We start from the raw sequence: 26336 nt of genomic DNA, 5'->3' as shown, positions 1-26336 counted from the left end.
GCCGGCATGGCCCGCACGATCACCGTAGGACTCGACGGCTCGCCCGAGAGCCGGGCAGCCGCAGAGTGGGCGGCCCGCGAAGCCGCACTGCGCCAGATGCCGGTACGACTGCTTCACGTGTGGCAGCCGGTACCGGAGCCCATGGCCCAGGCCCCGCTCCTCGGCGCCGAAACACACCAGCACTGGACCGAGCGCATCCCCCGGGAAGCCGCCGAAGGGCTGAGGCTGCGCCACCCCGGCGTCGAGGTGACCACCGAGCAGCGGGCCGGGGCCCCGGCGGAGGTGCTGCTCGACGCCGCTCGCGACGCGGAACTGCTGGTGCTGGGCTCGCGTGCATTGAGCGGCCTCACGGGCTTCCTGATCGGATCCGTCGGCCAGTCCGTGGTCGCCCGCGCCGAGGCGCCGGTGATTCTCGTCCGGGCCGGCGAACAGGCCGCCGACGAACACGTCAAGGACCCCGCCGGCATACCGTCCGCCGCCACCGGATTCCGGCCCGTGGTCCTGGGCCTGGACACCGACAGCCCCGACGAGACGGTCATCACCTTCGCGTTCGAGGAAGCCCGGCGCCGAGAGGCCGCGCTGACCGTCGTCGCGGGCTGGAACCTGCCGCCCTACCACGTCTACAGCCTGGCCGCCGGCGTCGACCCCCGCGAGGGCGTCGTCCGCGAGCAGGCCGCCGCCCTCACCGAAGCGCTCCGGCCGTGGCGGGAGAAGTACCCGGACGTCGAGGTCACCGAAGAGTCCCGGATGGGCAGCCCCGCCAACCACCTCGTCGACGCGGCCCACGAGGCGTCCCTCGTCGTCGTCGGCCGCCGGATCCGCCGCGGCCCGTTCGGCGTGCACATCGGCGCCGTCGCTCATGCGGTCATGCACCACGCCACCACCCCCGTCGCCGTCGTCGCGCACGCCTGACGCGGCCCACCGAAGACAAGTACAGAAGGAGCAGGCACCATGAAGGCAGCGGTCGTCCGGGAGTTCGGCAAGCCCCTGGTCATCGAGGACAGGCCCGATCCGGAGCCCGGGCCGGGGCAGGTTCTCGTGGCCGTCGAGGCATCCGGCCTGTGCCACACCGACATCCACGCCGCCCGCGGCGACTGGCCGGTCAAGCCCACCCCGCCGTTCGTCCCCGGGCACGAGGGCGTCGGCCTGGTCGAGAAGCTGGGCGCCGGCGTGTCCCACCTCGCCGTCGGGCAACGCGTCGCCGTCCCCTGGCTCGGCAAGGCGTGCGGACGGTGCGAGCACTGCCGGTCCGGCTGGGAGACCCTGTGCGAGGACCAGGTCAACACCGGGTACGGCTGCGACGGCGGGTACGCCGAGAAGATGCTGGCCTGGGCCGACTTCGCCCAGCCGGTGCCCGAGGGCGTCAGCGCCCTCGACGCCGCCCCGCTCACCTGCGCGGGCGTCACCACCTACAAGGCGCTGAAGGTCGCGGACGTCCGGCCCGCCCAGCTCGTCGCCATCTCGGGCGTGGGCGGACTGGGGCACCTCGCGGTGCAGTACGCGAAGATCGCCGGAGCGCGGGTCGCCGCGATCGACGTCACCGACGACAAACTCCAACTCGCCCGGGAACTCGGCGCCGACATCGTCATCGACGCCCGCACCCAGGACGTCGGCGCCGAACTGAAGCGCCACGGCGGAGCCCACGCGGCCCTCGCCCTCGCGGTGAATCCGGCCGCTTTCCAGGCCGTCAACTCCGGTCTGCGGCGCGGCGGGAAGCTCGTCATGGTCGCCCTGCCCGCCCACGGCACCCTCCAGATCCCGATCTTCGACACCGTCCTCAACGGCACCTCGGTCATCGGCTCCATCGTCGGCACCCGGCAGGACCTCGCCGAGGTCTTCCAGCTCCACGCCGAGGGCCGCACGAAGGTCATCCGGGAGACACGTCCGCTCGCCGCCGTCAACGACTGCATCGACGAGGTCCTCGGCGGACAGGTCAAGGCCCGGATCGTGTTCGATCTCAACGCGGGAGGCTGAGAACGATGTACCTGCCCATGGTCGTCGGAGTCGACGGCTCCGAGTCGAGCCTGCGGGCCGTCGACTGGGCGGCCGACGAGGCCGCCCTGCACGGAGTACCCCTGCGGATCGTCCACGCCTACCGCTGGGACCGCTACGAGGGCGCCTCCCTCGCCCGGGAGCTCGGCAAGCCGGCCGGTCACGTCACCACCGACGACATCCTCGTCGTCGCGACCCGCCGCGCCCGTCGTCACCACCCGGACCTCGCCGTCACCACCGCGGCGGTGGCCGAGGAACCGGAGTACGTCCTCCTGCGCGAGGCGCGCAACGCCTCCGCCGTGATCGTGGGCACCCGCGGGCGCGGCGAACTCGCCGACCTCCTGCTCGGCTCCGTCAGCCTGGCCGTGGCCACCACGGCGGACTGTCCGGTCATCGTGGTCCGCCCGAACCACGACAACCGGGCCGCCGGCGGTCGGCGCGGCCGCATAGTCGTCGGCCTGGCCGACGCGCCCACCGCGGCAGTGGTCTTCGCCTACGAGGAGGCCCGGCGGCGCGGCGCCGCCCTGGACGCGGTACGGGCATGGCGATGCCCCACCCACGAAACGGTCGACCACCCGCTGCTCGCGGGCACGCCCGAGCGGGTGCACGAGGAACGGGCGGCCAAGGAACTGGAGGCCGCGCTCGCCGACGCCCCGGCGGACGTGCGCCTGCGCCGCCACACGACCGAGGGACCCGCCCGCCGAGTGCTGCTGACCGCCTCGCACGAGGCGGACCTGCTGGTCGTCGGCCGACGGCGTCCTGGGCAGTTCGGGTACCGCCTCGGCCGGGTCGCCCACACGCTCCTGCACCACTCCGCCTGCCCGGTCGCGGTCGTACCCGACACGGCGTGACCGCCCGGAGCCGCCGCCCGGGACGACCGGCGGGAGACCGGGGGCCGACCGGCCCCGCGAGCAGCCCCGGTCGGTCCCTGGGCGCGACCGACGTCGTGACAGACGCTCGACAGGCCAAAGGACCCGAGCGGCTCGAAGGAGAACCGCCATGAAGGACGACACGCCACCCCGCCCCGCAGTCCACGCGCTGCTCACGGACGGCACCACCGTCCGTATCCGCGCCGTCGAGCCCGGGGACCACGACCAACTGGAGGGGCTCTACGCGGAGATGTCACCGGACAACCGCCGCCTGCGCTTCTTCTCGGCCGGCTCCCGCTCCGCCGGCCTGGCCGCGGACACCGTGTGCGCCCCGGCCCGGCCCGGACACCGGGCCCTGCTCGCCGAACGCGCCGGACAGGTCATCGGCCTCGTCGAGTACCACGCCGCCGCCGACGCGCCGCACAGCGCCGAACTCGCCGTCGCGGTCGCCGACGGCCTGCACCACCGGGGCGTGGGAACCCTGCTCGTCGAGCACCTCGTCTCGGCCGCCAGGACCGACGGCATCACCGCCTTCACCGCCGACGCCCTCAGCGACAACCACGAGGTACTGCGGCTCTTCGCCGACCTCGGCCTCGCCGCGACCCGGCACTTCGACGGCCCCGAGGTGCACTGCGCCATCGACCTGCACGTCGACGAGACCTACCTGACGGCCTCGGAGGCCCGGGGACGGACCGCCGACGTGGCCAGTCTGGAGCCGCTGCTGAAGCCGCGCTCCATCGCCGTCGTCGGGGCCGGCCGCCGCTCCGGCTCGGTGGGACGCGCCCTGCTGCACCACCTCCACGAGGACGGCTTCACCGGCCGCCTGTTCGCGGTCAATCCCGCCACCACCGCCATCCTCGGGGTGCCGTCCTACCCCTGTGTCGGCGCCCTTCCCGTCGTCCCCGACCTGGTCGTCGTGGCGAGCCCGGCCGGGACCGTGCCGGCCGTCGCCGAGGAGTGCGGCAAGGCGGGCGTACGCGCCCTCGTCGTGGTCTCCGCCGGACTGGACACGGAGCAGTCCGAGGCCCTGCTCACCGCCTGCAGGACTCACGGGATGCGCCTGGTCGGCCCCAACTGCCTCGGCGTGGCCAACACCGCCCCCGGGTACCGTTTCGACGCCACCTTCGCCGCCGCACACCCCCGCGCAGGGACCGCGGGTGTCGCCGTACAGTCCGGCGGAGTCGGCATCGCCCTGCTGGAGGGCCTGTCCCGGCTGGGTATCGGCGTCTCCACGTTCGCCTCGCTCGGCGACAAGTACGACGTCAGCGGCAACGACCTGCTCCAGTGGTGGGAGGGCGACGGCCACACCGACCTCGCCCTGCTCCACCTGGAGTCCTTCGGCAACCCGCGGGCCTTCTCCCGCACTGCCCGGCGGGTCACCCGGCGCATGCCGGTACTGACCGTCGACGCCGGACGCACCGACGCCGGCCGCCGAGCCGCCGCCTCGCACACCGCCGCCGCGGCCACCGGCACGATGACCCGCCAGGCGCTGTTCACCCAGGCCGGCGTCACCGCGACCCGCTCCGTCGGCGAGCTGTTGGAAGCGGCGGCCCTGCTGCACGCACAGCCCCTGCCGGCCGGCACCCGCGTCGCCGTGCTCACCAACGCCGGCGGCGCGGGAGTCCTGGCCGCCGACGCCTGCGCAGAAGCCGGTCTGACCCTCGATCCGCCCAGCCCGGAACTGGCCGACGACCTGCTCGCCGCGCTGCCCGCCGGAGCGAGCGCCGGCAATCCCGTGGACGCCACGGCCGCCGTGACCGAGGAGGCGCTGAGCATCTGCGTCGAGCGGCTCGCGGGTCACCCGGCCGTCGACGCGGTGCTGGTGGCCCTCGTGCCCACCGCGGTCGCCGCCGCGACGGGCGACGACCTGGTCCGGGCCGTCACGCGGGGGCCCGGCCGCCGGGCCAAGCCCGTCGTCGTCGTACGCCTGGAGCAGGACTTGCCGGTCGCCCTGCTGCCCGTCGCCGACGGCGAGGCGATTCCCTCGTACGCCGAACCGCGGGCGGCGGCACGGGCGCTGGCCCACGCCGCCCGACGGGCCGCCTGGCTCGCCCGGCCCGTCGGCACCGTGCCGGCCCTTGACGACGTCGACACCTCCCGCGCGCACGCCTTGGCGGACGACTTCCTCGCCCAGCGACCGGAAGGAGGCTGGCTGGACCCGCGTGCCTGCGCCGAACTCCTCTCCTGCTACGGCATCCCTCAGCAGCCCTGGGCCTGGGCCGAGACCGAGGACGACGCCGTACGCGCCGCCGAGCGCCTGCGCGGTACCGACGGCCGAGTGGTCCTCAAGGCACACTGGCCCGGACTCGTGCACAAGAGCCTCCAGCGCGCCGTGCACCTCGACCTGCGCGACGAGGCCCAGGTACGCACGGCCTTCCAGGACCTGCGAACCCGCTTCGAAGGACTCATGACCGCAGTCCTCGTCCAGCCACTCGCACCCCGCGGCACCGAGCTGTTCGCCGGCGTCGTCCAGGACGGCGTCTTCGGCCCCCTCGTCGTCTTCGGCCTGGGGGGCACGGCGACCGAGGTGCTCGCCGACCACGCCGCCCGTCTCGCCCCGCTCACCGGTCAGGACGTGCACGACCTGATCACCGCCCCGCGCTGCGCCCCCCTGCTTTTCGGCACGCAAGGCGGCGGCCCCGTCGACCTGGAGGGGCTGGAACAGGTACTCCACCGGCTGTCCCGGATGGCCGTGGACCTGCCGCAGCTCGCCGAGGCCGACTTCAACCCGGTCCTCGCCACACCCGGCGGGATCACCGTTCTCGACGCGCGGATACGCCTGCTGCCCCGTCGGCCGCAGGACCCCTATCTGCGCCGACTGCGCTGAGGAGAAACAGACATGAGGAACCAGAAGGTCGGCTCCGTGATGACCACCCAGGTGATCCGCGCCGAGTACGGCACCCCCTTCAAGGCCGTCGCCGGGCTGCTCTCGGAACACCGCGTCAGCGGACTGCCCGTGGTGGACGACGATCAGCACGTCATCGGCGTCGTCTCCGAGACGGACCTGATGCTCCATCAGGCCGCGACGCCGCTCGCCTACGAGCCGCCCCCGCGGTTCCGCCTCGCACGGCTGACACCGCGCGCCCGTCGGCAGGCGGCCAAGGCCCGGGCGCGCACGGCCGGCCGCCTGATGACGGCGCCCGCCGTCAGCGTGCACGCCGAGGACACCGTGGTGGAGGCCGCCCGCACCATGGTCGAGCACCGGGTGAACCGGCTCCCGGTACTCGACGAGGACGACCGCCTGGTCGGCATCGTCACCCGGCACGACCTGCTGCAGACCTTCCTGCGACCCGACGCGGAGATCCGCGAGGAAGTGATCCACGAGGTGCTGCAACGCGGACTGTGGCTGGTCAACGGCAGCGTCGACGTCACCGTCACGGAGGGAGTCGTCACGCTGGAAGGCCGGCTGGAGCGGAAGAGCGAAACCGAGATAGCGGTGGCCATGACCCGCAGGACCGACGGAGTCGTCGACGTCGTGGACAGGCTCACCCACCGCTTCGACGACTCCGAGTTCCGGGACGACACGCGCGTGCCGGGAGGCGTCGCGGACGACTGGCTGCGGCGCTTGTGAGAGGAGGCGGACCACCATGGAGCAGAGGGTGCTGGTCGCCTACGGGACAGCCAACGGATCGACGCAGGAGATCGCCGAGGCCGTGGCGGAGGTGCTGCGGACGACGGGGATCACGGCCGAGGTGCTGCCCGCCCGGTCGGTGACGGACCTGGACCGCTATGAAGCGGTGGTGGTCGGCGGTGCCCTGTACGCCGGGCGCTGGCACAAGGACGCCAGGCGCTTCGTACGGCGGCACCGCGGAGCTCTGGCGCACCGGCCGGTGTGGTTCTTCAGCTCCGGACCGCTCGACTCGACTCCCTCGCAGCGGGACATTCCGCCCGTGCCGGGCGTCAACAGGGCCATGGCCAGGCTCGACGCCCGCGGGCATGTCACCTTCGGCGGTTGCCTCACCGAAGGCGCGCGAGGCCGCATCGCCCGCATGATCCTCCGCAACGGCAAGGGCGGTGACTTCCGCGACTTCGCCGCCATCGAGCACTGGGCGGCGGGCCTGGCGCAGGAACTCGGTGCCATGGCGCACCGGTGAACAACCGTGGCGGTACGGCATGTCGTGCCCCCGACGTCCGGTGTCCCGGCGTCGGGGGCACGGTCATGGCCACGAGCCGACGGCGTGGATGCTCAGGCACGCCCGGCCACATGGTCGGTGAACCAGTCCGTCGTCAGCCACAGGACCTGGTGCAGGGCAGCGTCCGAGGAGACGGGATCGGCGACGCCCGGTATCTCGACCACGCGGTGGGGACAGCGCAGCCAGTCGGCGGCCAGCCGATTACGGCTGAGCAGCGGCTGGTCGAGGTCACCGGTGACCAGCAGAACGGGGACGGACACCCGGGCCAGCGCGGACGGGCGGGCAAGTCCTGGCCGTCCGCTGACGGAGACCACCGCACGCAGGGTGTCGTGTTCCGCAGCGGCCTCGAGCGCTGCGGCCGCCGACGTGCCGTCGGCCGCACAGCCCACGGGAAGGCCGGTGCGCTCGCGCAGCCAGTCGCAGGCCGCACTCAGGCGGCGAGCCAGCATGACGACATCGAAGACGTTGCGCCTCTCTGCCGGCCGCCCTGTCTCCCACAGGCTCAGTGTCAAGGTGCCCAGGCCGGCGCGGTGCAAAGCGGCGGCGGAGTCCTGCCAGTCACGGTCACCCGTGAGCAGGACCACGCCCCGGGCCGCCACGGGCACGGCCAGCCGCCCGGTCAGTTCCGCCGACCCGGCGGGCACCGTCACAGCGTGGTCCCGCGACGGGGGGCGGCGGGGAGCAGGATCGATGGCCGGTGAGTCGACGGCGGTCGTCGCGCGGACGTCATTCAGGGCGACATGGCCTGCCTCGTGGCGGTCGCGACCGCGTGAGGGAATCACCGCGCGCTCGACATCGACGGGCCGATGGGTCGGGCCGTCCGTGTGGGTGTGGTAACGCATGCGCCGCCACCTCCTCCGTACCGCGGCGGCGTTGTGGGGTGCGCCGCCCTGGTACCAGTGCAACGCGCCGCCGCGGCCCGCACCAGAGGCGTCCGGCCCTCGGGGACGAGGGCCGGTCGGGCCTTGCCGGGGGGTCGAGAGGACGGGGCGCGCTCCGCCCGCCGACCATTCAGCCCGCTCTCCGGCTCCACCGCGGACCGACGAGCCGCCACTCCGCGTCCCACTGGGCCATGCGCCGTCGGTCAAGGCGCCGCCGGGCGAGGGATGCCGTACCGAAAGCGGCGCCGGCGAGGACGGAGGCGGAGCCGAGACCGAGCAGCACGGACGAAACAAGGGCGTCGACCGGACCGGCCGGCGGGGAGGCGATCTTGTCGCGGACGTCCACCCAGACCGTGACGTGCGCGCCGGGCTGCACCTGGCTGCTCACCACCTCATCGTCCGTAGCTCCTCCGAATCTGGCAGTCGGCCCGTGCCGACGTCACGGGCCGACCGGTGCCTCCAGAGACCGACAGGCCCTGCCTCGCACGCTCACGAAGAAACCCCCGAGAGACGCGTGTACGGGCACGTGACCGGATGAGTCACCGGTGAGCGGACGGGACCCGCCGGCGAGGCGCGGGGGCCGTCCGGCCCAAGCCACGGCGCAGGGAGAGAGGCACGGTGGAAGCAAGAGCCGAAAGCCTGTGATGACGGCAATCCGTACCGCATCCGAGGGCCGCCGTTCGCAGTCTCCCGGTTTCCGCCGCGGACAGCGAGAGGGTGAGGACACATGAGGGCATATGTCTTCCACGGCCCCGGAGAGGCCGCCTGGGAAGAGACAGCCGATCCGGTTCTGAGTGAGCCCACGGACGCGACCACCGGGTCGATGCCGTCACCGTCTGCGGAACGGACCTGCACATCCTGAAGGGCGACGTCCCCGAGGTCCGGCCGGGGACGGTCCTCGGCCACGAGGCGGTCGGGGAGGTCGTCGAGACGGGTCGGCACGTCCGTTCGGTGCGGCCCGGGGACCGGGTACTGATCTCCTGCATCAGCGCCTGCGGGCGGTGCCGCTACTGTCGGGAAGCCATGTACGGGCAGTGTCGGGGCGGCGGCGGCTGGGTCCTCGGACACCTCATCGACGGCACCCAGGCCGAGTACGTACGTGTCCCGCACGCGGACTTCTCCGTGCATCCCCTGCCCGCGAGCGTCACCGACCAGGACGCCGTGCTGCTGGCGGACATCTTCCCGACGGGCTACGAGGTGGGTGTGCTCAACGGCCGAGTCCGTCCCGGGGACACCGTCGTGGTGGTCGGCGCCGGCCCTGTGGGTCTGGCCGCCATCGCCACGGCCCGGCTTCTGGCACCCGAGCGGATCGTCGCCGTGGACGTGGCCGCAGCCCGTTTGGACGCCGCCCGCAAGGCCGGGGCGGACGCGGTCGCCGCTGCCCAGGAAAACCCCGAGCAGCTGGTCGCCGACCTGACCGAAGGGCTCGGTGCGGACGTCGTCATCGAGGCGGTGGGTGTGCCCGAGACCTTCGAGATGTGCACCCGCATGGTGCGGCCCGGAGGACGCGTCGCCAACGTCGGCGTCCACGGCAAGCCCGTGACCCTGCACCTCGAAGACCTCTGGATCAAGAACGTCACCATCACCACGGGTCTGGTGGACACCCACTCCACGCCCACGCTGTTGCGGATGGCGGCCGCGGGCCGCCTGCCCGCCGCCGGGCTGGTCACCCACACCTTCCCGCTCGACCGGATGGAGGAGGCGTACGACGTCTTCGCCCGCGCCGCCGACACCGGCGCACTGAAGGTCGTGATGGGCGGACCACGACGTGAGGTCGTCGAGGCCACCGCACAGTGAACGCGGCACCGGTGAACACCTCGGAGGGCGGGCCCACCGGGACGAGGGCCGTTCCGCGACAGATCAGGGACTGATGGCCCTCGCAGCCGGCCGCTCACCCCGTGAAGGATGGAAGTCCGCGCACCGGACGACACACGGAAAGACGACCGGCTGATGTACCGCAACGACGGATTTCGCGAACTGGACCGGCAGGAGAGCATGAGCCGGCTGGCCACGGCGGTGGTGGGCCGCATCGTGCACACACGCGAAGCCCTGCCGGCCGTCCTGCCGGTCAACTTCCTCCTGGAGGAGAGCGGTGCCGTGCTGTTGCGCACGTCGGCCTCCTCGGAGCTGGTCCGCGCCGTCGACGGCGCCGTGGTCGCCTTCGAAGCCGACGAGGTCGACGCTGCGGCGCACAGCGGCTGGAGCGTCGTCGTCACCGGCCCGGCCTCGGTGGTGACCGACCCTGACGAACACAAGCACCTGGTCCGCATCGGCCCCCGGTCCTGGGTGCCCTGGCCCGTGGAAGTCTTCGTGCGCATCGAGCCGGAACTGGTCACCGGCCGGGAGCTGGTCGGCGGGCGCACTCTTTACGGTATGGACATGCCGCCGTCGGCTTCGGAGCGGACGGCGGAACCACCGTCGACGAAGGAACACTGACCACGCGGGCCGAGGGTCGGCTCCCGGTTGAAGCACTCGCGACGCGCCTCCGAATCCCCTGATCGGAAGGCGCGTCGCGCGTCCTGCTTCGTGCCCGGCGGGTCAGTCCGCCTGACGCACCACATCGCCGTTCGACGGATCGAACTCGACACCGACCACTCCCTCGACCGCGCGGACCAGGCGGGCGGCCACGGGCACCAACGAGGTGTCCCGCAGGCGGCCGCTGAGCGTCACCCTGCCGCCGGAGACGTGGACCTGGACAGGTTGCGCGGAGGCGGCGAAGAGGGGGGAGACGATCTCCTGGCGAATCTCGGCGGCGAGTTCCTCGTCGGGCCGCAGGAAGACCTTCAGGAGATCGGCGCGACTTACCACGCCTTCGAGGAGCCCCTCGGCGGTGGTGACGGGCAGCCGCTTGACCTGCCGCTGTGCCATGATCCGGGCGGCTTCCGCCAGTGTGGCGTCGGCGTGGACCGTGACGGCCGGTGTGCTCATCAGCTCGCCCGCGGTCAGTGCGCCCGCTTTGGCCAGGTCGGGCAGCCGCCTCAACTGCGTGAAGCGGTCAGGGTCGCTGTCGCGGAATTCTTCTTTGGGCAGCAGATCTGCCTCCGACACGACACCGACGACACGCCCCTCGCCCTCCAGCACGGGCAGGGCACTGATCTTCCACTGCTGCATGAGCTCGACGATCTCTTTGAACGAGGCGCCGCGGCCCACGGCCACGACGGTGTGCGTCATGACATCGCTCACGAGATGCGGACCATGTGACATGAGGTTCCTCCTCGATGCGCCGCTCGTGCCGACGACGGTTTCCGCGCAGCCTTCGTTTCCCGGGTGCAGCAGCCGCGCTGGTCCAGGACCGAAACGGTGGACACCCGGCGTCTTCGCGCGCCACGGCTGGCTCGCCTGACGGTGCGGGGCGATGTACTCACACCTGGTACCCGCTGCCGTAGGGCGCGTACAGATCGAGCAGGCGAATCCGCGCTGCCTGCAAGCGGTGGGCGACCACGGAGCCGACCCAGGCGGCGACGGCCCGCCCGAACTCCGGATCGCGAGCGCACATGGCCCGCACGGCCTCCGCGTCGAATTCCCAGGCCCTCACCGGGCTCAGCGCCGAGGCGCCCAGCTGCCACTGGTACGGAGGAAAGTGCCAGGACCAGCCGAGGAGTTCCCCGTGACTCACCGACTCGATGGCGGCGGCCCGCCGGCCGGGAACCCGCGAGTCGAGTGTGACGGTGCCGCTGCGGATGACCCAGAATCGGTCGGCCGGCCGGCCCTCTTCGAACAGTCGGGTGCCCGCTTCGAAAGAGACCTCGCGGGCGATGCGCATCAGCCGGTCCCGGTGGCCGACGGCCAGAGCCCTGGTCATGTTGTTGGTCATCGTCCTGTCCCCTTCGCCGCGTGCGACTCGTAGTTCGGTGACGTGTGACCAGGCACTCGCCGTGACGGTGCGCGTCATGTCGAGCGCCCGGTCCGGCTTGAGACCGGCGAGGGCTGCCGGCGGTGTCTTCCCGGCCTCCCTCAAGGCTCCTGCTTTCAGCCTGCACGACAGGCGGCTGCTGCGGCACAGGTCACCCGGGCCACATCGCAGGGTCGTTCGGCCCCCAGGGCGTGGCCCGTGACCATGAGCACAGGGCTCATGTGCCGTGAGTGTCAGGTGGCGAAGAGCAAGAAGGACGGGACGGAATACCACTTCTGGTGGGCCCCGTCTCTGCGCGACCACTGTCGTGCAGTTGCGGCGGCCCGCGCTGCCCGCGCAATCGTCCAGCTCTTCGCCCCGAGGGGAGCCAGGGATGTCTTCTGCGCCTCGGCCGTGAAGTCCGCTCACGGACCGGGGGACGGCAGGGGCGGGTGGCCCTCTGAACGGACCGTTCGGCCCAAGCCGCCGCAGGTGGGACAGGCCGATCCTGGACACGTGGAGAACGCCGCCCCTATGTGCGGGAGGAAGCGATGTACGGCTCCGTCTACACCGTGAAGGACGTCATGACCCGTTCCGTCGTGGCGCTGGCCGCCGGGGCGGGGTTCAAGGACATCGTGCGGACCCTGCGAACGCGGCGGATCAGTGCCCTCCCCGTCATCGACGAGGGGAACCGGGTGGTCGGCGTCGTCTCCGAGGCCGACCTGCTGCGCAAGGAGGAGTTCCGCGACAGCGACCAGGACGTGCACCCGAGGACCGGGCCGGTCCCGGCCCACGACAAGGCGCGAGGGGTGACGGCGACGGATCTGATGACGTCCCCCGCCGTCACGGTGCGTCCCGGCGAGACCCTGGCCGGGGCTGCCCGCGTCATGGCGCGGCGTGGAGTCAAACGCCTGCCCGTCGTCGACGCCGACGGCGTGCTGCGGGGGATCGTGAGCCGTGGCGATCTGCTCAGGGTCTTCCTCCGGCCCGACCCGGAGATCGCTGAGGAGGTCCGGCACGAGGTCGTCGGCGGCCGCCTTCCGGACGGTATCGGTCCGGTCCGGATCGAAGTCCATGAGGGCGTGGTCACACTGGCCGGGCGGGTGCGCGACACCTCGGTCGTCCCGCTGGTCGAACGGCTGGTGCGCTCGGTCGAGGGCGTGGTCGACGTCCGCTGCGAGCTGGCCGGGCCCCGCCACCGGCCGGCACTGGAGCCCGACCTGGAGGCCGAACAGCCGAGCGGGCCGTGACACCGACCCCTTGAGGGGGCCCGCAGCCCGCGACGGTGACGGCGCCAGTCGTACCCGCGGAGGCAACGGCGACCGGGCGCCCAGTCAGATCCGCCCGGCGACGAACGGACTGAGGAGATGGATACCGGTGAACGGTCGGGCACCATCCGACGAACACGTGATCAGTCTGGTCGGTGACGCTGTCGCCGCGCCCTCGATGCACAACGCGCAGCCGTGGCGTTTCCGCTATCTGCGTCGGACGCGTACGTTCGAGCTGTACGCCGACTTCGACCGTGCCATGCCGTACTCCGACCCACGCGCGCGTGGCCTGCACATCGGCTGCGGCGCCGCCCTGCTGAACCTGCGGGTAGGCGTGGCCCACGACGGCCGGCACGCGGAAACGCGGCTGGTGCCCCGCCCCGACGAGGATCCGGCACTGCTCGCGACCGTGCGGCTGACCGGCCCGGGAGGGGTCGACAGCGACCTCGCCGTGCTGCATCCTGCGATCGCCGAGCGGCACAGCAGCCGTTTCCCGTTCGAGGAGAAGCGGATCCCTGACGGCCTGCGCGGTGAGCTGGTCGAGGCCGCCCGTCGCGAAGGCGTCACGCTGGCCTTCCCCGGCCCCTGGCATCTGCAGCACGTGCTGGACCTTGTGCGGGAGGCCGAGGCACGCGGTCTCACCGACCGCGCGTCCGAACGGGAACTGGCGGAGTGGACCCGCACCGACGCCCCGTCGGTGAACTGTACGGATGACGGCGTCCCGGACTACGCCTTCGGCCCCGCCAGAAGCGGGGGCCGGGCACCCCTGAGGGACTTCGCGGGCACCCGCCGCGTGGCGGGGCGGGGCACCGCGGTCTTCGAAGCGGCACCACAGCTGGCCTGCGTCAGCACGACGCGCGACCGCCCGGAGGACTGGCTGCGGGCCGGCCAGGCCATGGAACGTGTCCTGCTGCTGGCCACAGCCGAAGGTCTGGTCGGTTCCCTGGCCACACAGCCCCTTGAGCGGGCCGACCTGCGATGGCTCCTGCGCGATCCGGTGTCCGGTGCCGGCCACCCGCAGATGCTGCTGCGACTGGGATACGGCCCCAAAGGGCCTCGGACACCCCGGCGACCGGTGTCGGATGTGCTCGACGTGCGGCCCTGAGCCCTCCAGGGGGGAGCGCGGGACCCGGAGACGGACGGGGCTGCCGACCGCGGAGGGCCGGCACGGTGGAGCCGAGGGCTGCCTGCTTGCTGCCACAGGGGCTGACCCGAGCCCCGGAACCGGCGGTGCGGAGGGCACCCTCGGGGGCCGTCACCCGACCGGTGTGCCACGCTCCGAGGCGGGTGAGCGTGCTCCGGCAAGGCGAGTGAGGACGGGGCCGGTCAGGCCGGTCACGGCGAGCAGGAGGACGTAGTCGGTCGCCAGGCGGTGAGCCTGTCGTGACGCGTGCCCATCAGCCCGATGACGAAGATGGACTCGCCGCGAGCGATGAGGGCGGTCCCCGCCCGCAGCCGTCTCCGGCGTCCCGGGCCCTCGCGGCGCTAGGCGTATCAACGGGTCTCGACAGGGCCACGCCCCGCACCCCTCCACCGTCGCGCACCGACGGCAGGGTGAGGCGATGCCCGACAGGGCGTCTTGCGCCCTTCGGAATACCCCCCGGGGTACCCCTGTTAGGGTGAGTATCCGATACCCCCCGGGGTACGCCGTTCGTGAGGAGTCGTAGTCGTGTTCTTCATCGACACCATGGAATTCGAGGGTCTGGGCAACCGCGGCTACCTGGCCGGTGGACCGAGTGCCGCGGTAGTCATCGACCCGCCGCGCGATATCGACCAGGTCATCGCCGCCGCCGCCCGCCGCGGTGTACGCATCGCGTACGTGGCGGAAACCCACGTGCACAACGACTACATCACCGGCGGCCTGGAGCTGGCCCGCGTCACCGGCGCCGCCTACCTGGTGCCGGCGGGGGCGCACGTGGCCTTCGCCCGCACCCCGGTCGCCGACGGCGACACGGTGACGGTGGACGAGGGCCTGGTGCTGCGCGCGATCGCCACCCCCGGGCACACCCCGCACCACACCTCCTACGCTCTTGTCGACGACGGGCGCGGGGTCGGGGCGTTCACCGGCGGGTCGCTGCTGATCGGGACCGTGGGCCGCCCCGACCTGGTCGAGCCGCGGCTTACCGAGCAGCTGGCCCGCGCCCAGCACGCCTCCGCGCACCGCCTGGTGGACGAGTTGGATGACGAGACGCCGGTGCTGCCCACCCACGGGTTCGGCAGCTTCTGCTCTTCCTCGCAGGCCGAGGGGGACGCGACCACGATCGGCAAGGAACGCGCCACCAACGACGCGCTGAGGCTGGACGTGGACACCTTCGTCGCCCGGATGCTTGCCGGGCTGGACGACGTGCCCGCCTACTACGCGCACATGGGCCCGGCCAACGCCGCAGGCCCCGCGCCGGTCGACCTCACCCCACCGCAGCGTGCGGACGCCGAGGAGATCGCCTCCCGGCTGGCCGCCGGTGAGTGGGTGGTGGACCTGCGCAGCCGCATGGCCTTCGCCGAGGGCCACGTGGCCGGGTCGTTCAACTTCGAGGGGGAGGGCAAGCTCGCCACCTACCTGGCCTGGCTGATCCCGTGGGGCAAGCCCGTCACCCTGCTCGCCGACACCCCGGAGCAGATCAGCCACGCGCAGCGGGAGCTGGCCCGGGTGGGTATCGACCGCCCGGCCGCCGCCGTCACCGGCGACCCGGCCGGCTGGGTCCGCGCCGGCGAGCAGCTCGCCTCCTTCCCCCGCGCCCGCTTCGCCGACCTCGCCCAGGTGCGCGAGCGCGGCGAGGACGTGGTCGTTCTGGACGTGCGCCGGGACTCCGAGCGCGCGGGCGGCTTCATCGACGGCTCGGTCCACATCCCGATCCACGAGCTGCACGGCCGCATCAGTGAGGTTCCGGACGGGATGGTGTGGGTGCATTGCGCCGGCGGGATGCGCGCGGCGATCGCCGCCTCCCTGCTGGATGCCGCAGGCCGCGACGTGGTCGCCGTCGACGACGGCTTCGATGCCGCCAGCGAGGCGGGACTGACCCTCACACGCCCCGACTGCACCGGCTGACACGCATCCTCCGCACCATCCGCACGAAGGTGATCCAAGATGATCTCGCTTCTTCGCCGCGGCCCCGGCCGCCTCACCCCCCAGCGGGCCCACCAGCGCACCAGCGACGGCAAGGCCGTGCTGCTGGATGTCCGCGAAACACCGGAGTGGCAGGCCGGGCACGCGCCCGGCGCCCTGCACCTGCCGCTTTCCCGCCTGACGGCCGGGGCATCGCTCCCGGCCTCCACGCAGGACAGGCCGGTGGTGGCGATCTGCCGCTCCGGTCACCGCTCCCAGCAGGCCGCCAAGCTCCTGGCCGGACGCGGCATCGAGGCCGCCGACGTCATCGGCGGCATGACCGCCTGGGCCAGGGAGGGCCTGCCGATGACCGGTCGGGGCGGCGGCAGCGGTGTCGTAGCGTGAGCGCGCTGATCCTGGCCCTGATCGCTGGGGCCGTGGTCGGGCTCGCGCTCGGCGCGCTCGGCGGGGGCGGCAGCGTCCTGGCGGTGCCTGCGCTGATCTACCTGCTCGGCTTCACCCCGGCCGCCGCTACCACCGCCGGCCTGATCATCGTCACCGCCACCTCGCTCACCGCCCTGTATGCCCACGCCCGCACCGGCGACGTCCGCTGGAAAGCCGGCGCCTTGTTCGCTGCGGCCGGAATCCTGCCCGCCGCCGCGGCCGGAGCCGCCGCCTCCCGACTGCCCCAGCCCGTGCTGACCGCCGCGTTCGCCGCCATCGCCGCCCTCGCCGCCGTGAAGATGCTGCGCCCCAGCCGGGCGAGCCCCGGTCAGACGCCTGTGGTGCGGCCGGCGAAAGCCGCCGGAACCGGCGCGGGACTGGGTGCGCTGACCGGGCTGCTCGGGGTCGGCGGAGGCTTCCTCGCCGTTCCCGCCCTGGTCACCGTGCTGGCCTTCGAGATGCAGGCCGCCGTCGGCACCAGCCTGCTGGTCATCTCGGCGAACTCCCTAGCCTCCCTGGCCACCCGAGGCGCCACCACCGCCGGCATCGACTGGGCCGTCATCGGCCCCTTCACCGGGGCGGCGATCCTCGGCGCCTGGGACGGCAAACGCCTGGCCGCCAAGATCACCGGCCCCCTACTGCAGCGCACCTTCGCCATCGTGCTGCTGGCCGTGGCCGCCTTCATGCTCATCGACGCCCTCACCTGACACACCAGGCGGGCCGATCAGATACCGACGGCGCCACGGCTTCAGGCCAGAGAAAGGAACAGCTTCTCCAGACGGGCACGCATCTGCTCCCGGTCCCCGGAAGCGGCCATGTCCGCATCGGTCAGACAGTGCTGCAACCCCGTGGCGATGATCGCGAAACCCGCCTTGTCCAGAGCGCGGGACGCTGCGGCCAGCTGCGTGACCACGTCCTCGCAGTCCCGCCCCTCCTCGATCATCTTGATCACACCGGCGATCTGGCCCTGCGCCCGGCGCAGCCGGTTGACCACCGTCTTCAGTTCCTCAGCCGCCATCGCCAGTTCCACAACCCACACTCCTTCGAGATACCCCCTTGGGTATCTTACCGAAGGGGTAACCCCGACCGAGCAAAGGAAAATCCCCGTGACACCCACCAACGCCCTCACCGCCGACCAGGCCAACGCCCGCCTCCACGAGCTGACCGTCATCGACGTGCGCACCCCCGGCGCATACGCCTCCGGCCACCTTCCCGGCGCTCACAACATCCCCCTCGACCACCTCGGTACGGCCCTGCCCGCCGTGAAGACCGCCGCCGACCGGGGCGACCTCCTCGTCGTGTGCGCCTCCGGCGCCCGCTCTGCCACCGCCAGCCGGCGCCTGGCCGACCACGGCATCACCGCCGCCACCCTCACCGGCGGAACCACCGCCTGGACGCAGCTCGGCCACGACATCCACCGCCCCGCCGGCACCCGCGCCCCTTGGGCCATGGACCGCCAGGTCCGCCTTGCCGCCGGATCCCTCGTCCTGACCGGCCTCCTTGCCGGACAGCGCTGGAGCGCGGCCCGCTGGCTGTCCGCGGGCGTCGCCGGCGGCCTGGTCTTCTCCGCCCTCACCAACACCTGCGGTATGGCCAAGATCCTCGCCAAACTCCCCCACAATCAGCCCACAGCCACCGACCTGGACGCCACCCTCGCCGCTCTGACCGGCTGACGCCACCAGGCCCGGGAGGGAACCGCCCGCAGCGCCACGACGCGCCTTCGGTGGAGGCGGGCGGACGGCCGTCCTGGCGTACACGGTCAGTCCTGCGCACCGTCCTCGTCATCGAGCCCGGCGGCGTCCGGAGCGCGTAGCGCGAGCAGAACCCCGCCCGCCGGCACGGGGGCGCGGAAGCTGTAGCGGTCCAGGACGTTCAGATTCCTGTGCCCCAACCAGTCCTCCATCTCGTCCCGGTACGCCTGGTGGAGGGCGCCCTTCTTGCCGTGGCAGATGACAGCGATGAGCAGGGGGCCGGTTTCGTCCAAGCCCGGGGTGACGGCGGCGTCGATCAGGACGCTGGTGGCACCGTAGCCGGGCAGGGCGTGCGCCCGGGTGGGCGGGCCGGGGTGGAGCACGGGGCTCTGCTCGATGCCACTCCGGGCATCATGGCTGCGGCCTCCTGCCGCAGGGGCGAGGCCATGGCGGGCGCTCGGCGTGGACGAGCACCAAGAGCTGTACGGCGATCCCGGCGAGAACCGCGATCAGGACGGCGGCGGTGACAATCAGAGCCCAGAACGCGATCATGCCGACCGACATCGCGAACCAGCCCCAGCCGCTGACATCGTGGTCGAACCAGAACATCATCACGATCACCCCCCGGTGACCCGGACTGGACTGCGATCCCGCTGCCCGCCCGGTCATTCACCTCCGTGCTCACATGACTTGAGCGGTGCGGTGCAGGGCCGTGTGGTCCGCGCCGCTGGGGCCGGTCAACCCCTCCCTGGTACGGGCTGGCGCGCGGGACCCTGGAAGGGAGCGCACACGCGAGGAGGGCGATCTGCCATGGGTGCCGCCGATATCGTGGTCGTGATCCTGGCCGTCGTTCTGATCGGAAGGCTGGGCATGTTCACCGGCACCCTCGGGGAGGTCTTCGTCCGCCGGGCCCGCAGGTCTCGGCAATGAGGTTGCCGGCGAGGAGAGTAGTCGTACGAGCCGCGGCTTCGGTCCTGCTCGTGCGGCGCGCGGGCACACGGTAACGGAACCGCACGGCGACTCCGACCTGCTCGCCGTCGCCGAGTGGCTGTCAGCGGGCGGGCAGGCCGAGCCGCCTCAGACAGCGGGCCTCATCGCTGGGCGAGGCCTCACCGGACGAGCGGGGCCATGGACCGGGCGTGTTCCCACATGCCGTGGATCTGTTCCATGGGACGCTGCTGCTCGCCGTGGAGGGCGTTGAGGACGACAAGGCATCCGGTGAGGGCGGGCACTGCCCACTGCGCGCACGCGAGCTGACGCCGCGCCTTGTGCAGGTCGATGGGGTGCTGGTTCGCTTTCTGGTTGTCGTCGGGGTCGGAGGAACAGGCCAGTTCGACCTTCTTGCCGAGGACGCGGGCGTAGGCGGTGGCGGCCAGAGCCGCTGCGGTGACGACGGTTTTGGCGGTGGTGGAGGCGCCCACGCCGTGCTGGGTCTTGACCCGGTGGGCGTTCACGGCGAGCAGGCCGCCGCCACCGTACAGGTGCGCGCCGATGGCGGCGGCGTTGACCGGTACCCACTTCGCCCAGCCGACGGACGCGATCCGGGCCCGGGCGGCGACGGTGGAGCCCTCGTGTTCGGCCGCCCCGTTGAGTCCGACGGCGCCCATCAGGGAGCCGCCGAACCATGCGGCCAGTCCCACGTCGTGCAGGCTGCGGATGAGAGTGTGGCGTCCGGACATGATCGTGCTCCTTCAGGCAGGCCGGCAGCGGGAGCTCGCGACGAGGTGCCGCGTGCCTTCCCACCCTCGCCGGACCGCGCCGTCACCGCCAGCACGGCTGACCCAGACGATTCCCCGGGTCGGGCAGCGTCGACCTGTAAGGCCCCGAGGGACGGGGCAACCGGCGGCCGGGTTCCCGGATCGTTGCGGCGGTCTCCCGGAGGCGTCGCGACCGCAGCTCGCCGGTGCCGTCAGATGTGGGAGAGGGCGAAGGAGACGAGGAAGCCGCTGACAGTGACCAGGCCGATGGCCAGGTGGGCGTCCTCGAAGGCCTCCGGGATCACCGTGTCGGCGATCATGGCGAGAACGGCGCCCGCGGCCACCGCGGTCACGGCGGCGATCACCGCGGGGGAGAAGCCGCCGACCACGGTGCAGCCGACCGACGGCGGAGAGCGTGCTCGCCGCGGCGATCGCGCCCCGCACTCCGAAGACGTACGCCTTGCCGCGGCCGGCCTTGACCGGCAGTCGGGCACCGTGTTCTTCCGGATGTCTGTGCCAGCGTGCACGTGGAGGGAGGTGCAGGAGGCCGGGCCGCTACCGCCCCAACGGTCAGGGTCCGTGTGTGCCGGCGGGCGTACCACTACGGCGAGGCGGTGCTGCGAAGCAGACCTGCGATGCGCGCATGTTCACATCAGAAGCGGTAACTCCCGATCTCATGGAAGGGACATCAGGGAAGGACGAGGGCAGGTTGCACGGGACGGCAGACGGTGAGGCGGTGCTGCCGGAACCGAAGGCGGGCCCCGACGCCGAGGTGGAGCGGCGGGAACCCGAGGAGCCCACAGAGTTGGGGAAGCGGTCGTGGTGGGCGGTGCTGAAGGGGACGGTGAAGGAGTTCCAGGACGATGAGCTCACCGACCGTGCGGCGGCACTGACTTATTTCGGGGTGTTGTCCCTGTTTCCCGCGCTGCTGGTGCTGGTGTCGTTGTTGGGCCTTGCGGGGAAGTCGGCGACCGACCAGGTCCTGCAGAACTTGCGGAAGCTGGCGCCGGGTTCGGCCAGGGACATCATCAGTGACGCGGTGACGCAGTTGCAGGGCCGTGGTGGGGTCGGCTCGTTGATGGCCGTGGTCGGTCTCGTGCTGGCGGTGTGGTCGGCTTCCGGGTATGTCGCGGCGTTCATCCGTACCGCCAACGCCGTCTACGACATACCGGAGGGGCGTCCGGTGTGGAAGGTCCTTCCGGTGCGTGTGGGGGTGACGGTCGTCCTGTTGGTCCTGGCCGTGGTCAGTGCACTGATCGTGGTCTTCACCGGCGGCATCGCCGAGCAGGTGGGATCCGCGCTGGGCATCGGGGACACCGTGCTGACGGTGTGGTCGTTCGCGAAGTGGCCGGTGCTGGTGGTCCTGGTCATCTTGATGATCGCGATCCTGTTCTGGGCGGCTCCGAACGTGAAGGGCCGCGGCTTCAGGTGGGTCAGCCCGGGCAGCGTGATCGCGCTGGTGATCTGGATGCTCGCGTCGGCCGGATTCGCGTTCTACGTGGCCAACTTCTCCTCCTACAACAAGACCTACGGCACGTTGGCCGGGGTGATCATCTTTCTGGTGTGGCTGTGGGTCAGCAACATCGCGATCCTGTTGGGCCTCGAGTTCGACGCGGAGATGGCCCGCCAGCGTGCCATCGCCGGCGGCATGGACCCCGACGAGGAGCCCTACGTACCGCCGCGCGACACTCGCGCCTGGGACGAGCAGGATCGCCGTGAAGTCCGACAGTGACCGTGCGGTTGCCACGCCTCATGGATTGACGCCGCCTACACGGGTGACTTGCCTGGTCATGAACGTGGGAGCCGAGTTGTGCCGGGTGGAGCGGGGCCTGTTGTGGCGGGTGGCCGCATGGAGGCCCGGGTGGGTGCGCAGGTGCGTGCCGGTGGTGGAGGAAGCGGCGGAGCGGACCAAGCTGTGGTGGGGCGCCGCGCTGGTCATGGCAGCGGTCGGCGGTATGCGGGGCAAGCGGGCCGCGCTGACGGGACTGTCCGCGATGGCGGTCTCCGAGATCCTGTCGAACGCGGTGGTCAAGCCCGTGTGGGAGCGGCGGCGTCCGCCCAAGGAGTTCATTCCGCACGACGACGTCGACGACCGCCCCGACTCCTCGTCGTTCCCGTCCGGGCACACCGCGGCCGCTGCCGGGTTCACCGCAGCCGTCGCGGCGGTGTGGCCGGCGGCCGGCACGGTGTGCGCGGTGCCGGCCGCGGTGGTGGCGGCGCAACGCGTGCATTCGGGCGCGCACTATCCCAGCGACGTCGCCGCAGGCGCCGCTCTCGGCGGCATCGTCGCATGGACCGTGCACCGGCTGCCGCGCCTGCTACGGAAGGTGATCTTGTGAAGGTGGTGTGTCAGTGCTGCCGGGCAGGTGTTCCCGCACCTTCCGGTGGGACTCGGGTGGCCAGTACGGCAGAAGGGTGACGACGATGGCTGAGACAAGCCGTCCCGACTTCGGCAGCCACACCGCACGTTCCTCTTCGGGTGGCGAGCCGGTGGGGGAGCTGGTGCAGCGTGCGTCGCAGCAGCTGACCGAGCTGGTGCGTGCCGAGATGCGGCTGGCGCAGGCGGAGATGACGGAGAAGGGCAAGCGTTACGGCAAGGGCGGTGGCCTGTTCGGCGGGGCCGGTCTGGCCGGCTTCTTCACGCTGCAGGCCCTCATCGCCACGGCGATCGCCGCCCTCGCCGTGCCGTTGCCGGTGTGGGCGGCGGCCCTGATCGTCACCGCGGTGCTCGGCGTGGTCACGGGTGTGCTGGCGCTGACGGGCAAGAAGGAAGTCACCCGGGCCGCCCCGCCGGTCCCTGAGCAGACCATCGACAGTGTGAAGGCCGACGTGGCCGAGATCAAGGAGAGTGCCAAGCGATGACCCAGCCGCCCCATGACGAGCCCACCGCCGCCAGCCCCGAGGAGCTGCGCGAGCAGGTCGAGCACACCCGCCATGAACTGGGGGATACGGTCGAGGCCCTGGCCGACAGGACCGACGTCAAGGCTCGCGCCCAGGAGAAGGCGGCCCAGGCCAAGGATCAGGCGTCGGCGAAGGCCGCGGAGCTGACCGGGCAGGTCAAGGCCAAGGCGGCCCAGGCCGCGCACCTCGTGGAGGAGAAGCTGCCCGACCCGGTCAAGGCGAAGGCCGCCGCAGCCGCGGAACAGGCGAAGGCCAAGGCGGGGCAGGCCCAGCAGATGTGGCACGATCAGGCGCCCGAACCGGTACGCGACAACCGCACCCCGCTGATCGCCGCAGGAGCAGTGCTGGTCGTCGCCTGTCTGCTGCTGCGCCGCAAGAAGAGGCAGTAGACGCGAGGACCGCAAGGAAGGCAGCGACGAAGGCGTCGAAGGTGGCGTACAAGCCCGCCGGACTGGCACTCGGGGCCGTCAGTGGTGTGCTGACGGGGGCCTGTTCAAACAGGTGTGGAAGATGCTCGGGCATGACGAGGACGCACCCTGGCCCCGCCCGGCGAGGGCGTGCGCCATCTCGCCACCGGCACGACCCCGCCCCCCCACCGACCTCATAGAGGCCCTGGCAGGGCCCTCGGCCGGTCCAGAGGCGGTCTGACCAGCAAGATCCACCTGGCCTGCGACGGCCGGGGCCGACCGCTCGCCCTCGCCGTCACGGGCGGCAACGCCAACGACTGCACCCGGTTCACCCCTGTGATGGAAGCGATCCGGGTGCACCGCCCGGCCCGGGACGCCCCCGCACCCGGCCCGAACACGTCCTGGGTGACAAGGGCTACAGCTCGAAGGCGATCCGCGCTTGGCTCCGCCGCCACGGCATCCCGCGCACGATCCCCGAGCGCACCGACCAGGCACGCGACCGGGCCCGGCGAGGCAGCCGCGGCGGCCGCCCGCCGGCCTTCGACCGCTAGGACAGGACCGCCCAGTCCTACGAGGCAGCCGTCACCCTCGCATCACTCCTGATGTGGGCGTGTGATGAGGGCGTGACATTCGACGACAGAACCTCGGCGGAGGCCGCTGCTCGGGTATGACAGACGCCGTCCGAAGGGCCTCATCCACCGACCTTGCCGGCCGTGATCCGCTGGCCGCGTGTGCTGTCGACCACGATGGGGACGCCATCGGGGAGGTGCCCCTCCAAGCTGTTGAGCAGATCGTCGATCGGGGGCAGGTCGCTGGGACTGCGCACGTGGATGTACAGGGTGCGGGAGCGTGCGTCGACGCTGGTGACCGTCGCGCCGGGGCTGTGCGAGAGCCACCGCTCGGCGGCGCTCTCGGCTCTGAGGGTCCAGGTGTTGAGCAGTACGGTGACGACCGTGTTGGCGCCCAGGGGGAGCAGGACGGCGGCGAAGAGCAGCCCGAGCATGACGTGGGCGCGGCGTGGCCGGTGACGGCTGTGCCGTCCGGCGGTGTGGGTGTAGCCGAGGGCGGTGAAGACGCTCATGCCGGCGAAGACGAGGGCGAAGAGGTTGGACAGGAAGAGAACCAGGGCGCCCAGCGCCGGCCACCATGCCGCCTGGCCGGCGCAGACGCCGGTGACGACGAGGGGTGGTACGAGGGAGATCGCGATGGCCACGCCCGGCAGTACCGCGGCGACGTCCTTGCGGGCCAGTGCCACGGCGCCGGCGAAGCCCGTGGCCAGGGCGGAGATCAGGTCGAGCAGTCCCGGTGAGGTCCGGCCCGAGACCTGGCTGTTGGTCAGCAGGTCGTAGGACTGCGGCACCACCAGCGAGGCCACCGCCCCGACCAGGATCACCAGCAGGCACCCGAGGGCCACGAACGCGGCGGCGGTGGTGCGGCGGCGCTGTACGGCACCGAGGGCGATGCCCATGATGGGGGTGGAGAGCGGGGCGATGATCATCGCGCCGATGACGGTGGCGGTGGAGTCCGTCAGGATGCCGCCCGCCGCGATGACGGCGGAGAGCGTGAGCATGGTCCAGAAGGCCGACTGCTTCGACCGGCTGTCCCCGGACGAGAGATCGAGGTCCTGCTGGAGGTCGTCCAGAGACCGGCGTTGCCGGTCCGGCAGAACTTTGGCGCGGAGTTGGCCGGGCATGTGCTCAGTATCGGGACCGGGGCGACCTCCGCCGGGCAGCAACACGATCCGGCCGGTCGGCGTCGCGGTGTGGTCCGCGAGTGTCCCCCGGCCGGTTCCGCCCGGGGCCGGCTGCTGAGCGCCCGCGGGTCAGGATCAGCCCGACCGCGCCGGTGGAGGTGCTCTGCCCGAGCCCCGCACCGATCCGTCCGCGCTCACCGGCGGGTAGGGCGGCTCCATACCTGTGGGCGGCGCGGCGGCCCATGGCCGTCCCGGCGTACACGTTCTCGCTGACCGCGTGCTCCAGGAAGCCCTCCAGGGCGATGACCGGCACCCCGCCGTCGACATCCTCCTGGCTCACCACGCCCCGGACGCCGCCGACATGGTCGACGTGGCTGTGCGTGTACGGCACGCCGGTCACCGGACGCTCCCCACGGTGGCGCCGGTACAGCGCGAGGGCCGCCGCGGCCGTCTCCGCGCTGATGAGGGGGCCGATCACGAGAACACCGCGGTCGCCCTCGACGATCGTCATGTTCGACAGGTCGCACCCCCGGACCTGGTAGATACCCTCGACCACCTCGACCACCTCGACCACCTCGACCACCTCGACCACCTCGACCACCTCGACCACCTCGACCACCTCGAACAGGCGGTGCCGGGCCACCAGGCGGCTCTGGCGCCACAGACTGGGATTGGCGGTGTCAGGGCAGTCCCGGTCCAGGAAGTCGTACGCGGTCAGGTTCCAGACCTCGTGGCCCTCACCGTCACGCACCACGGTGTCCTCGGCGGTCCCCACGAACCCCCGGCCGACGTCCTCGAAATCCTGGGTGTCATCGAAGGTATCGCGCTCACGGACCTCGGCGTTCTGCGCGGCGACGTCGGGTTCCGCGGCTCGGGGTCCTTGTTCCCGGCCATCGCGAATTCTTCCTTCCGGGCGGTGGGGCTCGCTCATGACACAGCCCCTCAACGCTCCGCCAAGGCCGCGGTGACAGCCGGCGCACACCGCCGTTCGGGACACCTTCGCCAGGCGCTGAAGGCTTGCCGGCAGGCATGGTCACCGACGGCTGCGGCGCCGGTTGCTGACCAGAAGGGCTCCGCACACACCACCGAGCCCGAACATGATCAGCAGCGCCAGGTACAGAGGCATGGTGACGACCGGGACCAGTAGCCGGATCCTGATCTGCCGGTTGTTCTCGACGATCAGTACGACCGCGACCGCGACCAGTACCAGCGCCAGCCATCGACTCGGCGGGAACCTGTCCCGCCAGCTCACCTCGGCCCGCCGACGAGGCCCGTCCGACGCGCCAGGCGTCTTTCGTCCGCACATGGCAACCAACCTGGACCGGCGACACACGGCACGCGCCGCGGACTGCTCCGAACGGCGCATGGCCAGGACCACGAGCCGGACGGGGCCCGCCAGCAGGCCGCCGGCGCTCCCCGGGGGCTGGCCCTCTCGCTCGGGTCGGGTACGAGGAGGCGCTCACGGGGGACGCGGTCGGGCAGGCA

Annotated in this window: 26 protein-coding genes and 5 pseudogenes; 19 read left to right on the top strand and 12 right to left on the bottom strand. The window is 72.0% G+C overall.

Features of this window, described 5'->3' with window-relative positions:
• The first annotated feature begins 6 nt into the window (after window positions 1–6).
• From ACIQ6R_RS24385 to ACIQ6R_RS24360, 6 genes are all read left to right on the top strand, one after another.
• On the top strand, window positions 7–912 hold the full coding sequence (locus ACIQ6R_RS24385; protein ID WP_404223360.1) for a universal stress protein: 906 nt from the start codon (window positions 7–9) through the stop codon (window positions 910–912).
• 39 nt (window positions 913–951) lie between these two features.
• Window positions 952–1974 carry an alcohol dehydrogenase AdhP gene (gene adhP, locus ACIQ6R_RS24380; protein ID WP_404223357.1) on the top strand — a complete coding sequence of 341 codons (1023 nt, stop codon included), beginning with the start codon at window positions 952–954 and terminating at the stop codon, window positions 1972–1974.
• A 5-nt stretch (window positions 1975–1979) separates the two neighbouring features.
• Window positions 1980–2843 carry a universal stress protein gene (locus ACIQ6R_RS24375; protein ID WP_404223355.1) on the top strand — a complete coding sequence of 288 codons (864 nt, stop codon included), beginning with the start codon at window positions 1980–1982 and terminating at the stop codon, window positions 2841–2843.
• Window positions 2844–2991: 148 nt separating this feature from the next.
• Entirely contained in the window at window positions 2992–5688 is a 2697-nt protein-coding gene (locus ACIQ6R_RS24370; protein ID WP_404223354.1) for a GNAT family N-acetyltransferase, read from the top strand.
• Between the two features lie 12 nt (window positions 5689–5700).
• Window positions 5701–6432: a CBS domain-containing protein gene (locus ACIQ6R_RS24365; protein ID WP_404223352.1), complete on the top strand. Its 732-nt coding sequence runs from the start codon at window positions 5701–5703 to the stop codon at window positions 6430–6432.
• Window positions 6433–6448: 16 nt separating this feature from the next.
• Window positions 6449–6955 carry a flavodoxin domain-containing protein gene (locus ACIQ6R_RS24360; protein WP_404223350.1) on the top strand — a complete coding sequence of 169 codons (507 nt, stop codon included), beginning with the start codon at window positions 6449–6451 and terminating at the stop codon, window positions 6953–6955.
• Between the two features lie 92 nt (window positions 6956–7047).
• On the opposite strand, the gene ACIQ6R_RS24355 is transcribed toward ACIQ6R_RS24360, so the two are convergent.
• Both ACIQ6R_RS24355 and ACIQ6R_RS24350 read right to left on the bottom strand, forming a co-directional pair.
• Complete coding sequence (locus ACIQ6R_RS24355; protein ID WP_404223349.1) at window positions 7048–7836, bottom strand: alpha/beta hydrolase; 789 nt, start codon at window positions 7834–7836, stop codon at window positions 7048–7050.
• A gap of 169 nt (window positions 7837–8005) precedes the next feature.
• A complete protein-coding gene (locus tag ACIQ6R_RS24350; RefSeq protein WP_404223347.1) occupies window positions 8006–8263 on the bottom strand; it encodes a hypothetical protein in 258 nt (85 codons plus the stop codon).
• A 339-nt stretch (window positions 8264–8602) separates the two neighbouring features.
• On the opposite strand from ACIQ6R_RS24350, the pseudogene ACIQ6R_RS24345 reads away from it, so the two are divergent.
• A pseudogene (locus ACIQ6R_RS24345) lies at window positions 8603–9672 on the top strand (alcohol dehydrogenase catalytic domain-containing protein).
• A gap of 153 nt (window positions 9673–9825) precedes the next feature.
• The gene (locus ACIQ6R_RS24340) at window positions 9826–10311 is read left to right on the top strand and encodes a pyridoxamine 5'-phosphate oxidase family protein (protein ID WP_404223440.1); all 486 of its coding nucleotides are present in this window, start codon (window positions 9826–9828) and stop codon (window positions 10309–10311) included.
• 102 nt (window positions 10312–10413) lie between these two features.
• On the opposite strand, the gene ACIQ6R_RS24335 is transcribed toward ACIQ6R_RS24340, so the two are convergent.
• Together ACIQ6R_RS24335 and ACIQ6R_RS24330 are read right to left on the bottom strand one after the other, a co-directional pair.
• Window positions 10414–11079: a CBS domain-containing protein gene (locus ACIQ6R_RS24335; RefSeq protein ID WP_404171684.1), complete on the bottom strand. Its 666-nt coding sequence runs from the start codon at window positions 11077–11079 to the stop codon at window positions 10414–10416.
• Between the two features lie 157 nt (window positions 11080–11236).
• The gene (locus tag ACIQ6R_RS24330; RefSeq protein ID WP_404171680.1) at window positions 11237–11689 is read right to left on the bottom strand and encodes a cyclic nucleotide-binding domain-containing protein; all 453 of its coding nucleotides are present in this window, start codon (window positions 11687–11689) and stop codon (window positions 11237–11239) included.
• Window positions 11690–12258: 569 nt separating this feature from the next.
• On the opposite strand from ACIQ6R_RS24330, the gene ACIQ6R_RS24325 reads away from it, so the two are divergent.
• The 5 genes from ACIQ6R_RS24325 to ACIQ6R_RS24305 all read left to right on the top strand — a co-directional run bounded on the left by ACIQ6R_RS24325 (window position 12259) and on the right by ACIQ6R_RS24305 (window position 17169).
• Complete coding sequence (locus ACIQ6R_RS24325; protein WP_404223345.1) at window positions 12259–12957, top strand: CBS domain-containing protein; 699 nt, start codon at window positions 12259–12261, stop codon at window positions 12955–12957.
• Window positions 12958–13114: 157 nt separating this feature from the next.
• Window positions 13115–14080, top strand: a complete 966-nt coding sequence (locus tag ACIQ6R_RS24320; RefSeq protein WP_404223343.1) for an Acg family FMN-binding oxidoreductase — start codon at window positions 13115–13117, stop codon at window positions 14078–14080.
• Window positions 14081–14644: 564 nt separating this feature from the next.
• Complete coding sequence (locus tag ACIQ6R_RS24315) at window positions 14645–16021, top strand: rhodanese-like domain-containing protein (protein WP_404223341.1); 1377 nt, start codon at window positions 14645–14647, stop codon at window positions 16019–16021.
• A gap of 39 nt (window positions 16022–16060) precedes the next feature.
• The gene (locus ACIQ6R_RS24310) at window positions 16061–16423 is read left to right on the top strand and encodes a rhodanese-like domain-containing protein (protein ID WP_404223339.1); all 363 of its coding nucleotides are present in this window, start codon (window positions 16061–16063) and stop codon (window positions 16421–16423) included.
• The gene (locus tag ACIQ6R_RS24305; protein ID WP_404223337.1) at window positions 16420–17169 is read left to right on the top strand and encodes a sulfite exporter TauE/SafE family protein; all 750 of its coding nucleotides are present in this window, start codon (window positions 16420–16422) and stop codon (window positions 17167–17169) included. The genes ACIQ6R_RS24310 and ACIQ6R_RS24305 overlap by 4 nt, the downstream gene beginning before the upstream one ends.
• Before the next feature lie 41 nt (window positions 17170–17210).
• Here ACIQ6R_RS24305 and ACIQ6R_RS24300 read toward each other — a convergent pair whose 3' ends face one another.
• Window positions 17211–17492: a metal-sensitive transcriptional regulator gene (locus ACIQ6R_RS24300; RefSeq protein WP_018845516.1), complete on the bottom strand. Its 282-nt coding sequence runs from the start codon at window positions 17490–17492 to the stop codon at window positions 17211–17213.
• 76 nt (window positions 17493–17568) lie between these two features.
• Here ACIQ6R_RS24300 and ACIQ6R_RS24295 point away from each other — a divergent pair, with 76 nt between their 5' ends.
• Window positions 17569–18135 carry a rhodanese-like domain-containing protein gene (locus tag ACIQ6R_RS24295; protein WP_404223336.1) on the top strand — a complete coding sequence of 189 codons (567 nt, stop codon included), beginning with the start codon at window positions 17569–17571 and terminating at the stop codon, window positions 18133–18135.
• Window positions 18136–18221: 86 nt separating this feature from the next.
• On the opposite strand, the pseudogene ACIQ6R_RS24290 reads toward ACIQ6R_RS24295, so the two are convergent.
• From ACIQ6R_RS24290 to ACIQ6R_RS24275, 4 genes and pseudogenes are all read right to left on the bottom strand, one after another.
• Window positions 18222–18413 (bottom strand): annotated as a pseudogene (locus ACIQ6R_RS24290) (hypothetical protein); the annotation flags it as partial.
• A 151-nt stretch (window positions 18414–18564) separates the two neighbouring features.
• Window positions 18565–18774, bottom strand: coding sequence for a hypothetical protein (locus ACIQ6R_RS24285; protein WP_404223334.1), 210 nt, complete (start codon window positions 18772–18774; stop codon window positions 18565–18567).
• Window positions 18775–19262: 488 nt separating this feature from the next.
• Window positions 19263–19832 (bottom strand): hypothetical protein, encoded by a 570-nt coding sequence (locus ACIQ6R_RS24280; protein WP_404223332.1) that lies wholly within the window; start codon window positions 19830–19832, stop codon window positions 19263–19265.
• A gap of 230 nt (window positions 19833–20062) precedes the next feature.
• A pseudogene (locus tag ACIQ6R_RS24275) lies at window positions 20063–20327 on the bottom strand (ZIP family zinc transporter); the annotation flags it as partial.
• 166 nt (window positions 20328–20493) lie between these two features.
• Here ACIQ6R_RS24275 and ACIQ6R_RS24270 point away from each other — a divergent pair.
• The 5 genes and pseudogenes from ACIQ6R_RS24270 to ACIQ6R_RS24250 form a co-directional block, all read left to right on the top strand.
• A complete protein-coding gene (locus tag ACIQ6R_RS24270) occupies window positions 20494–21582 on the top strand; it encodes a YihY/virulence factor BrkB family protein (RefSeq protein ID WP_404223330.1) in 1089 nt (362 codons plus the stop codon).
• Window positions 21583–21640: 58 nt separating this feature from the next.
• Window positions 21641–22189 (top strand): phosphatase PAP2 family protein, encoded by a 549-nt coding sequence (locus ACIQ6R_RS24265; protein ID WP_404223328.1) that lies wholly within the window; start codon window positions 21641–21643, stop codon window positions 22187–22189.
• 85 nt (window positions 22190–22274) lie between these two features.
• Entirely contained in the window at window positions 22275–22712 is a 438-nt protein-coding gene (locus ACIQ6R_RS24260; RefSeq protein ID WP_404223326.1) for a phage holin family protein, read from the top strand.
• The gene (locus tag ACIQ6R_RS24255) at window positions 22709–23140 is read left to right on the top strand and encodes a DUF3618 domain-containing protein (protein ID WP_404223324.1); all 432 of its coding nucleotides are present in this window, start codon (window positions 22709–22711) and stop codon (window positions 23138–23140) included. Before ACIQ6R_RS24260 ends, ACIQ6R_RS24255 begins: the two co-directional genes overlap by 4 nt.
• Before the next feature lie 228 nt (window positions 23141–23368).
• Window positions 23369–23691 (top strand): annotated as a pseudogene (locus tag ACIQ6R_RS24250) (transposase); the annotation flags it as partial.
• A 158-nt stretch (window positions 23692–23849) separates the two neighbouring features.
• Here ACIQ6R_RS24250 and ACIQ6R_RS24245 read toward each other — a convergent pair.
• The 3 genes and pseudogenes from ACIQ6R_RS24245 to ACIQ6R_RS24235 all read right to left on the bottom strand — a co-directional run bounded on the left by ACIQ6R_RS24245 (window position 23850) and on the right by ACIQ6R_RS24235 (window position 26157).
• Window positions 23850–24851 (bottom strand): DUF389 domain-containing protein, encoded by a 1002-nt coding sequence (locus ACIQ6R_RS24245; protein ID WP_404223322.1) that lies wholly within the window; start codon window positions 24849–24851, stop codon window positions 23850–23852.
• Window positions 24852–24984: 133 nt separating this feature from the next.
• Window positions 24985–25782 (bottom strand): annotated as a pseudogene (locus ACIQ6R_RS24240) (MBL fold metallo-hydrolase); the annotation flags it as partial.
• A gap of 102 nt (window positions 25783–25884) precedes the next feature.
• On the bottom strand, window positions 25885–26157 hold the full coding sequence (locus ACIQ6R_RS24235; RefSeq protein WP_404223320.1) for a LapA family protein: 273 nt from the start codon (window positions 26155–26157) through the stop codon (window positions 25885–25887).
• Between the last annotated feature and the right edge of the window lie 179 nt (window positions 26158–26336).

The organism is Streptomyces sp. NPDC096048, from assembly GCF_044763415.1.
In the GTDB taxonomy this organism is placed as follows: domain Bacteria; phylum Actinomycetota; class Actinomycetes; order Streptomycetales; family Streptomycetaceae; genus Streptomyces.
The sequence above is the reverse complement of the archived record's forward strand: the minus strand, read 5'-3'. Positions and strand labels throughout refer to the sequence as shown.

Bases quoted from the DNA above. Each gene is read 5' to 3' on its own strand.
- adhP (WP_404223357.1), top strand. From the start codon at position 952: ATGAAGGCAGCGGTCGTCCGGGAGTTCGGCAAGCCCCTGGTCATCGAG.
- ACIQ6R_RS24255 (WP_404223324.1), top strand. From the start codon at position 22,709: ATGACCCAGCCGCCCCATGACGAGCCCACCGCCGCCAGCCCCGAGGAG.
- ACIQ6R_RS24385 (WP_404223360.1), top strand. From the start codon at position 7: ATGGCCCGCACGATCACCGTAGGACTCGACGGCTCGCCCGAGAGCCGG.
- ACIQ6R_RS24365 (WP_404223352.1), top strand. From the start codon at position 5,701: ATGAGGAACCAGAAGGTCGGCTCCGTGATGACCACCCAGGTGATCCGC.
- ACIQ6R_RS24260 (WP_404223326.1), top strand. From the start codon at position 22,275: ATGGCTGAGACAAGCCGTCCCGACTTCGGCAGCCACACCGCACGTTCC.
- ACIQ6R_RS24370 (WP_404223354.1), top strand. From the start codon at position 2,992: ATGAAGGACGACACGCCACCCCGCCCCGCAGTCCACGCGCTGCTCACG.
- ACIQ6R_RS24375 (WP_404223355.1), top strand. From the start codon at position 1,980: ATGTACCTGCCCATGGTCGTCGGAGTCGACGGCTCCGAGTCGAGCCTG.
- ACIQ6R_RS24280 (WP_404223332.1), bottom strand. From the start codon at position 19,832: ATGTCCGGACGCCACACTCTCATCCGCAGCCTGCACGACGTGGGACTG.
- ACIQ6R_RS24330 (WP_404171680.1), bottom strand. From the start codon at position 11,689: ATGACCAACAACATGACCAGGGCTCTGGCCGTCGGCCACCGGGACCGG.
- ACIQ6R_RS24325 (WP_404223345.1), top strand. From the start codon at position 12,259: ATGTACGGCTCCGTCTACACCGTGAAGGACGTCATGACCCGTTCCGTC.
- ACIQ6R_RS24270 (WP_404223330.1), top strand. From the start codon at position 20,494: ATGTTCACATCAGAAGCGGTAACTCCCGATCTCATGGAAGGGACATCA.
- ACIQ6R_RS24310 (WP_404223339.1), top strand. From the start codon at position 16,061: ATGATCTCGCTTCTTCGCCGCGGCCCCGGCCGCCTCACCCCCCAGCGG.
- ACIQ6R_RS24360 (WP_404223350.1), top strand. From the start codon at position 6,449: ATGGAGCAGAGGGTGCTGGTCGCCTACGGGACAGCCAACGGATCGACG.
- ACIQ6R_RS24235 (WP_404223320.1), bottom strand. From the start codon at position 26,157: ATGTGCGGACGAAAGACGCCTGGCGCGTCGGACGGGCCTCGTCGGCGG.
- ACIQ6R_RS24245 (WP_404223322.1), bottom strand. From the start codon at position 24,851: ATGCCCGGCCAACTCCGCGCCAAAGTTCTGCCGGACCGGCAACGCCGG.
- ACIQ6R_RS24265 (WP_404223328.1), top strand. From the start codon at position 21,641: ATGAACGTGGGAGCCGAGTTGTGCCGGGTGGAGCGGGGCCTGTTGTGG.
- ACIQ6R_RS24340 (WP_404223440.1), top strand. From the start codon at position 9,826: ATGTACCGCAACGACGGATTTCGCGAACTGGACCGGCAGGAGAGCATG.
- ACIQ6R_RS24335 (WP_404171684.1), bottom strand. From the start codon at position 11,079: ATGTCACATGGTCCGCATCTCGTGAGCGATGTCATGACGCACACCGTC.
- ACIQ6R_RS24355 (WP_404223349.1), bottom strand. From the start codon at position 7,836: ATGCGTTACCACACCCACACGGACGGCCCGACCCATCGGCCCGTCGAT.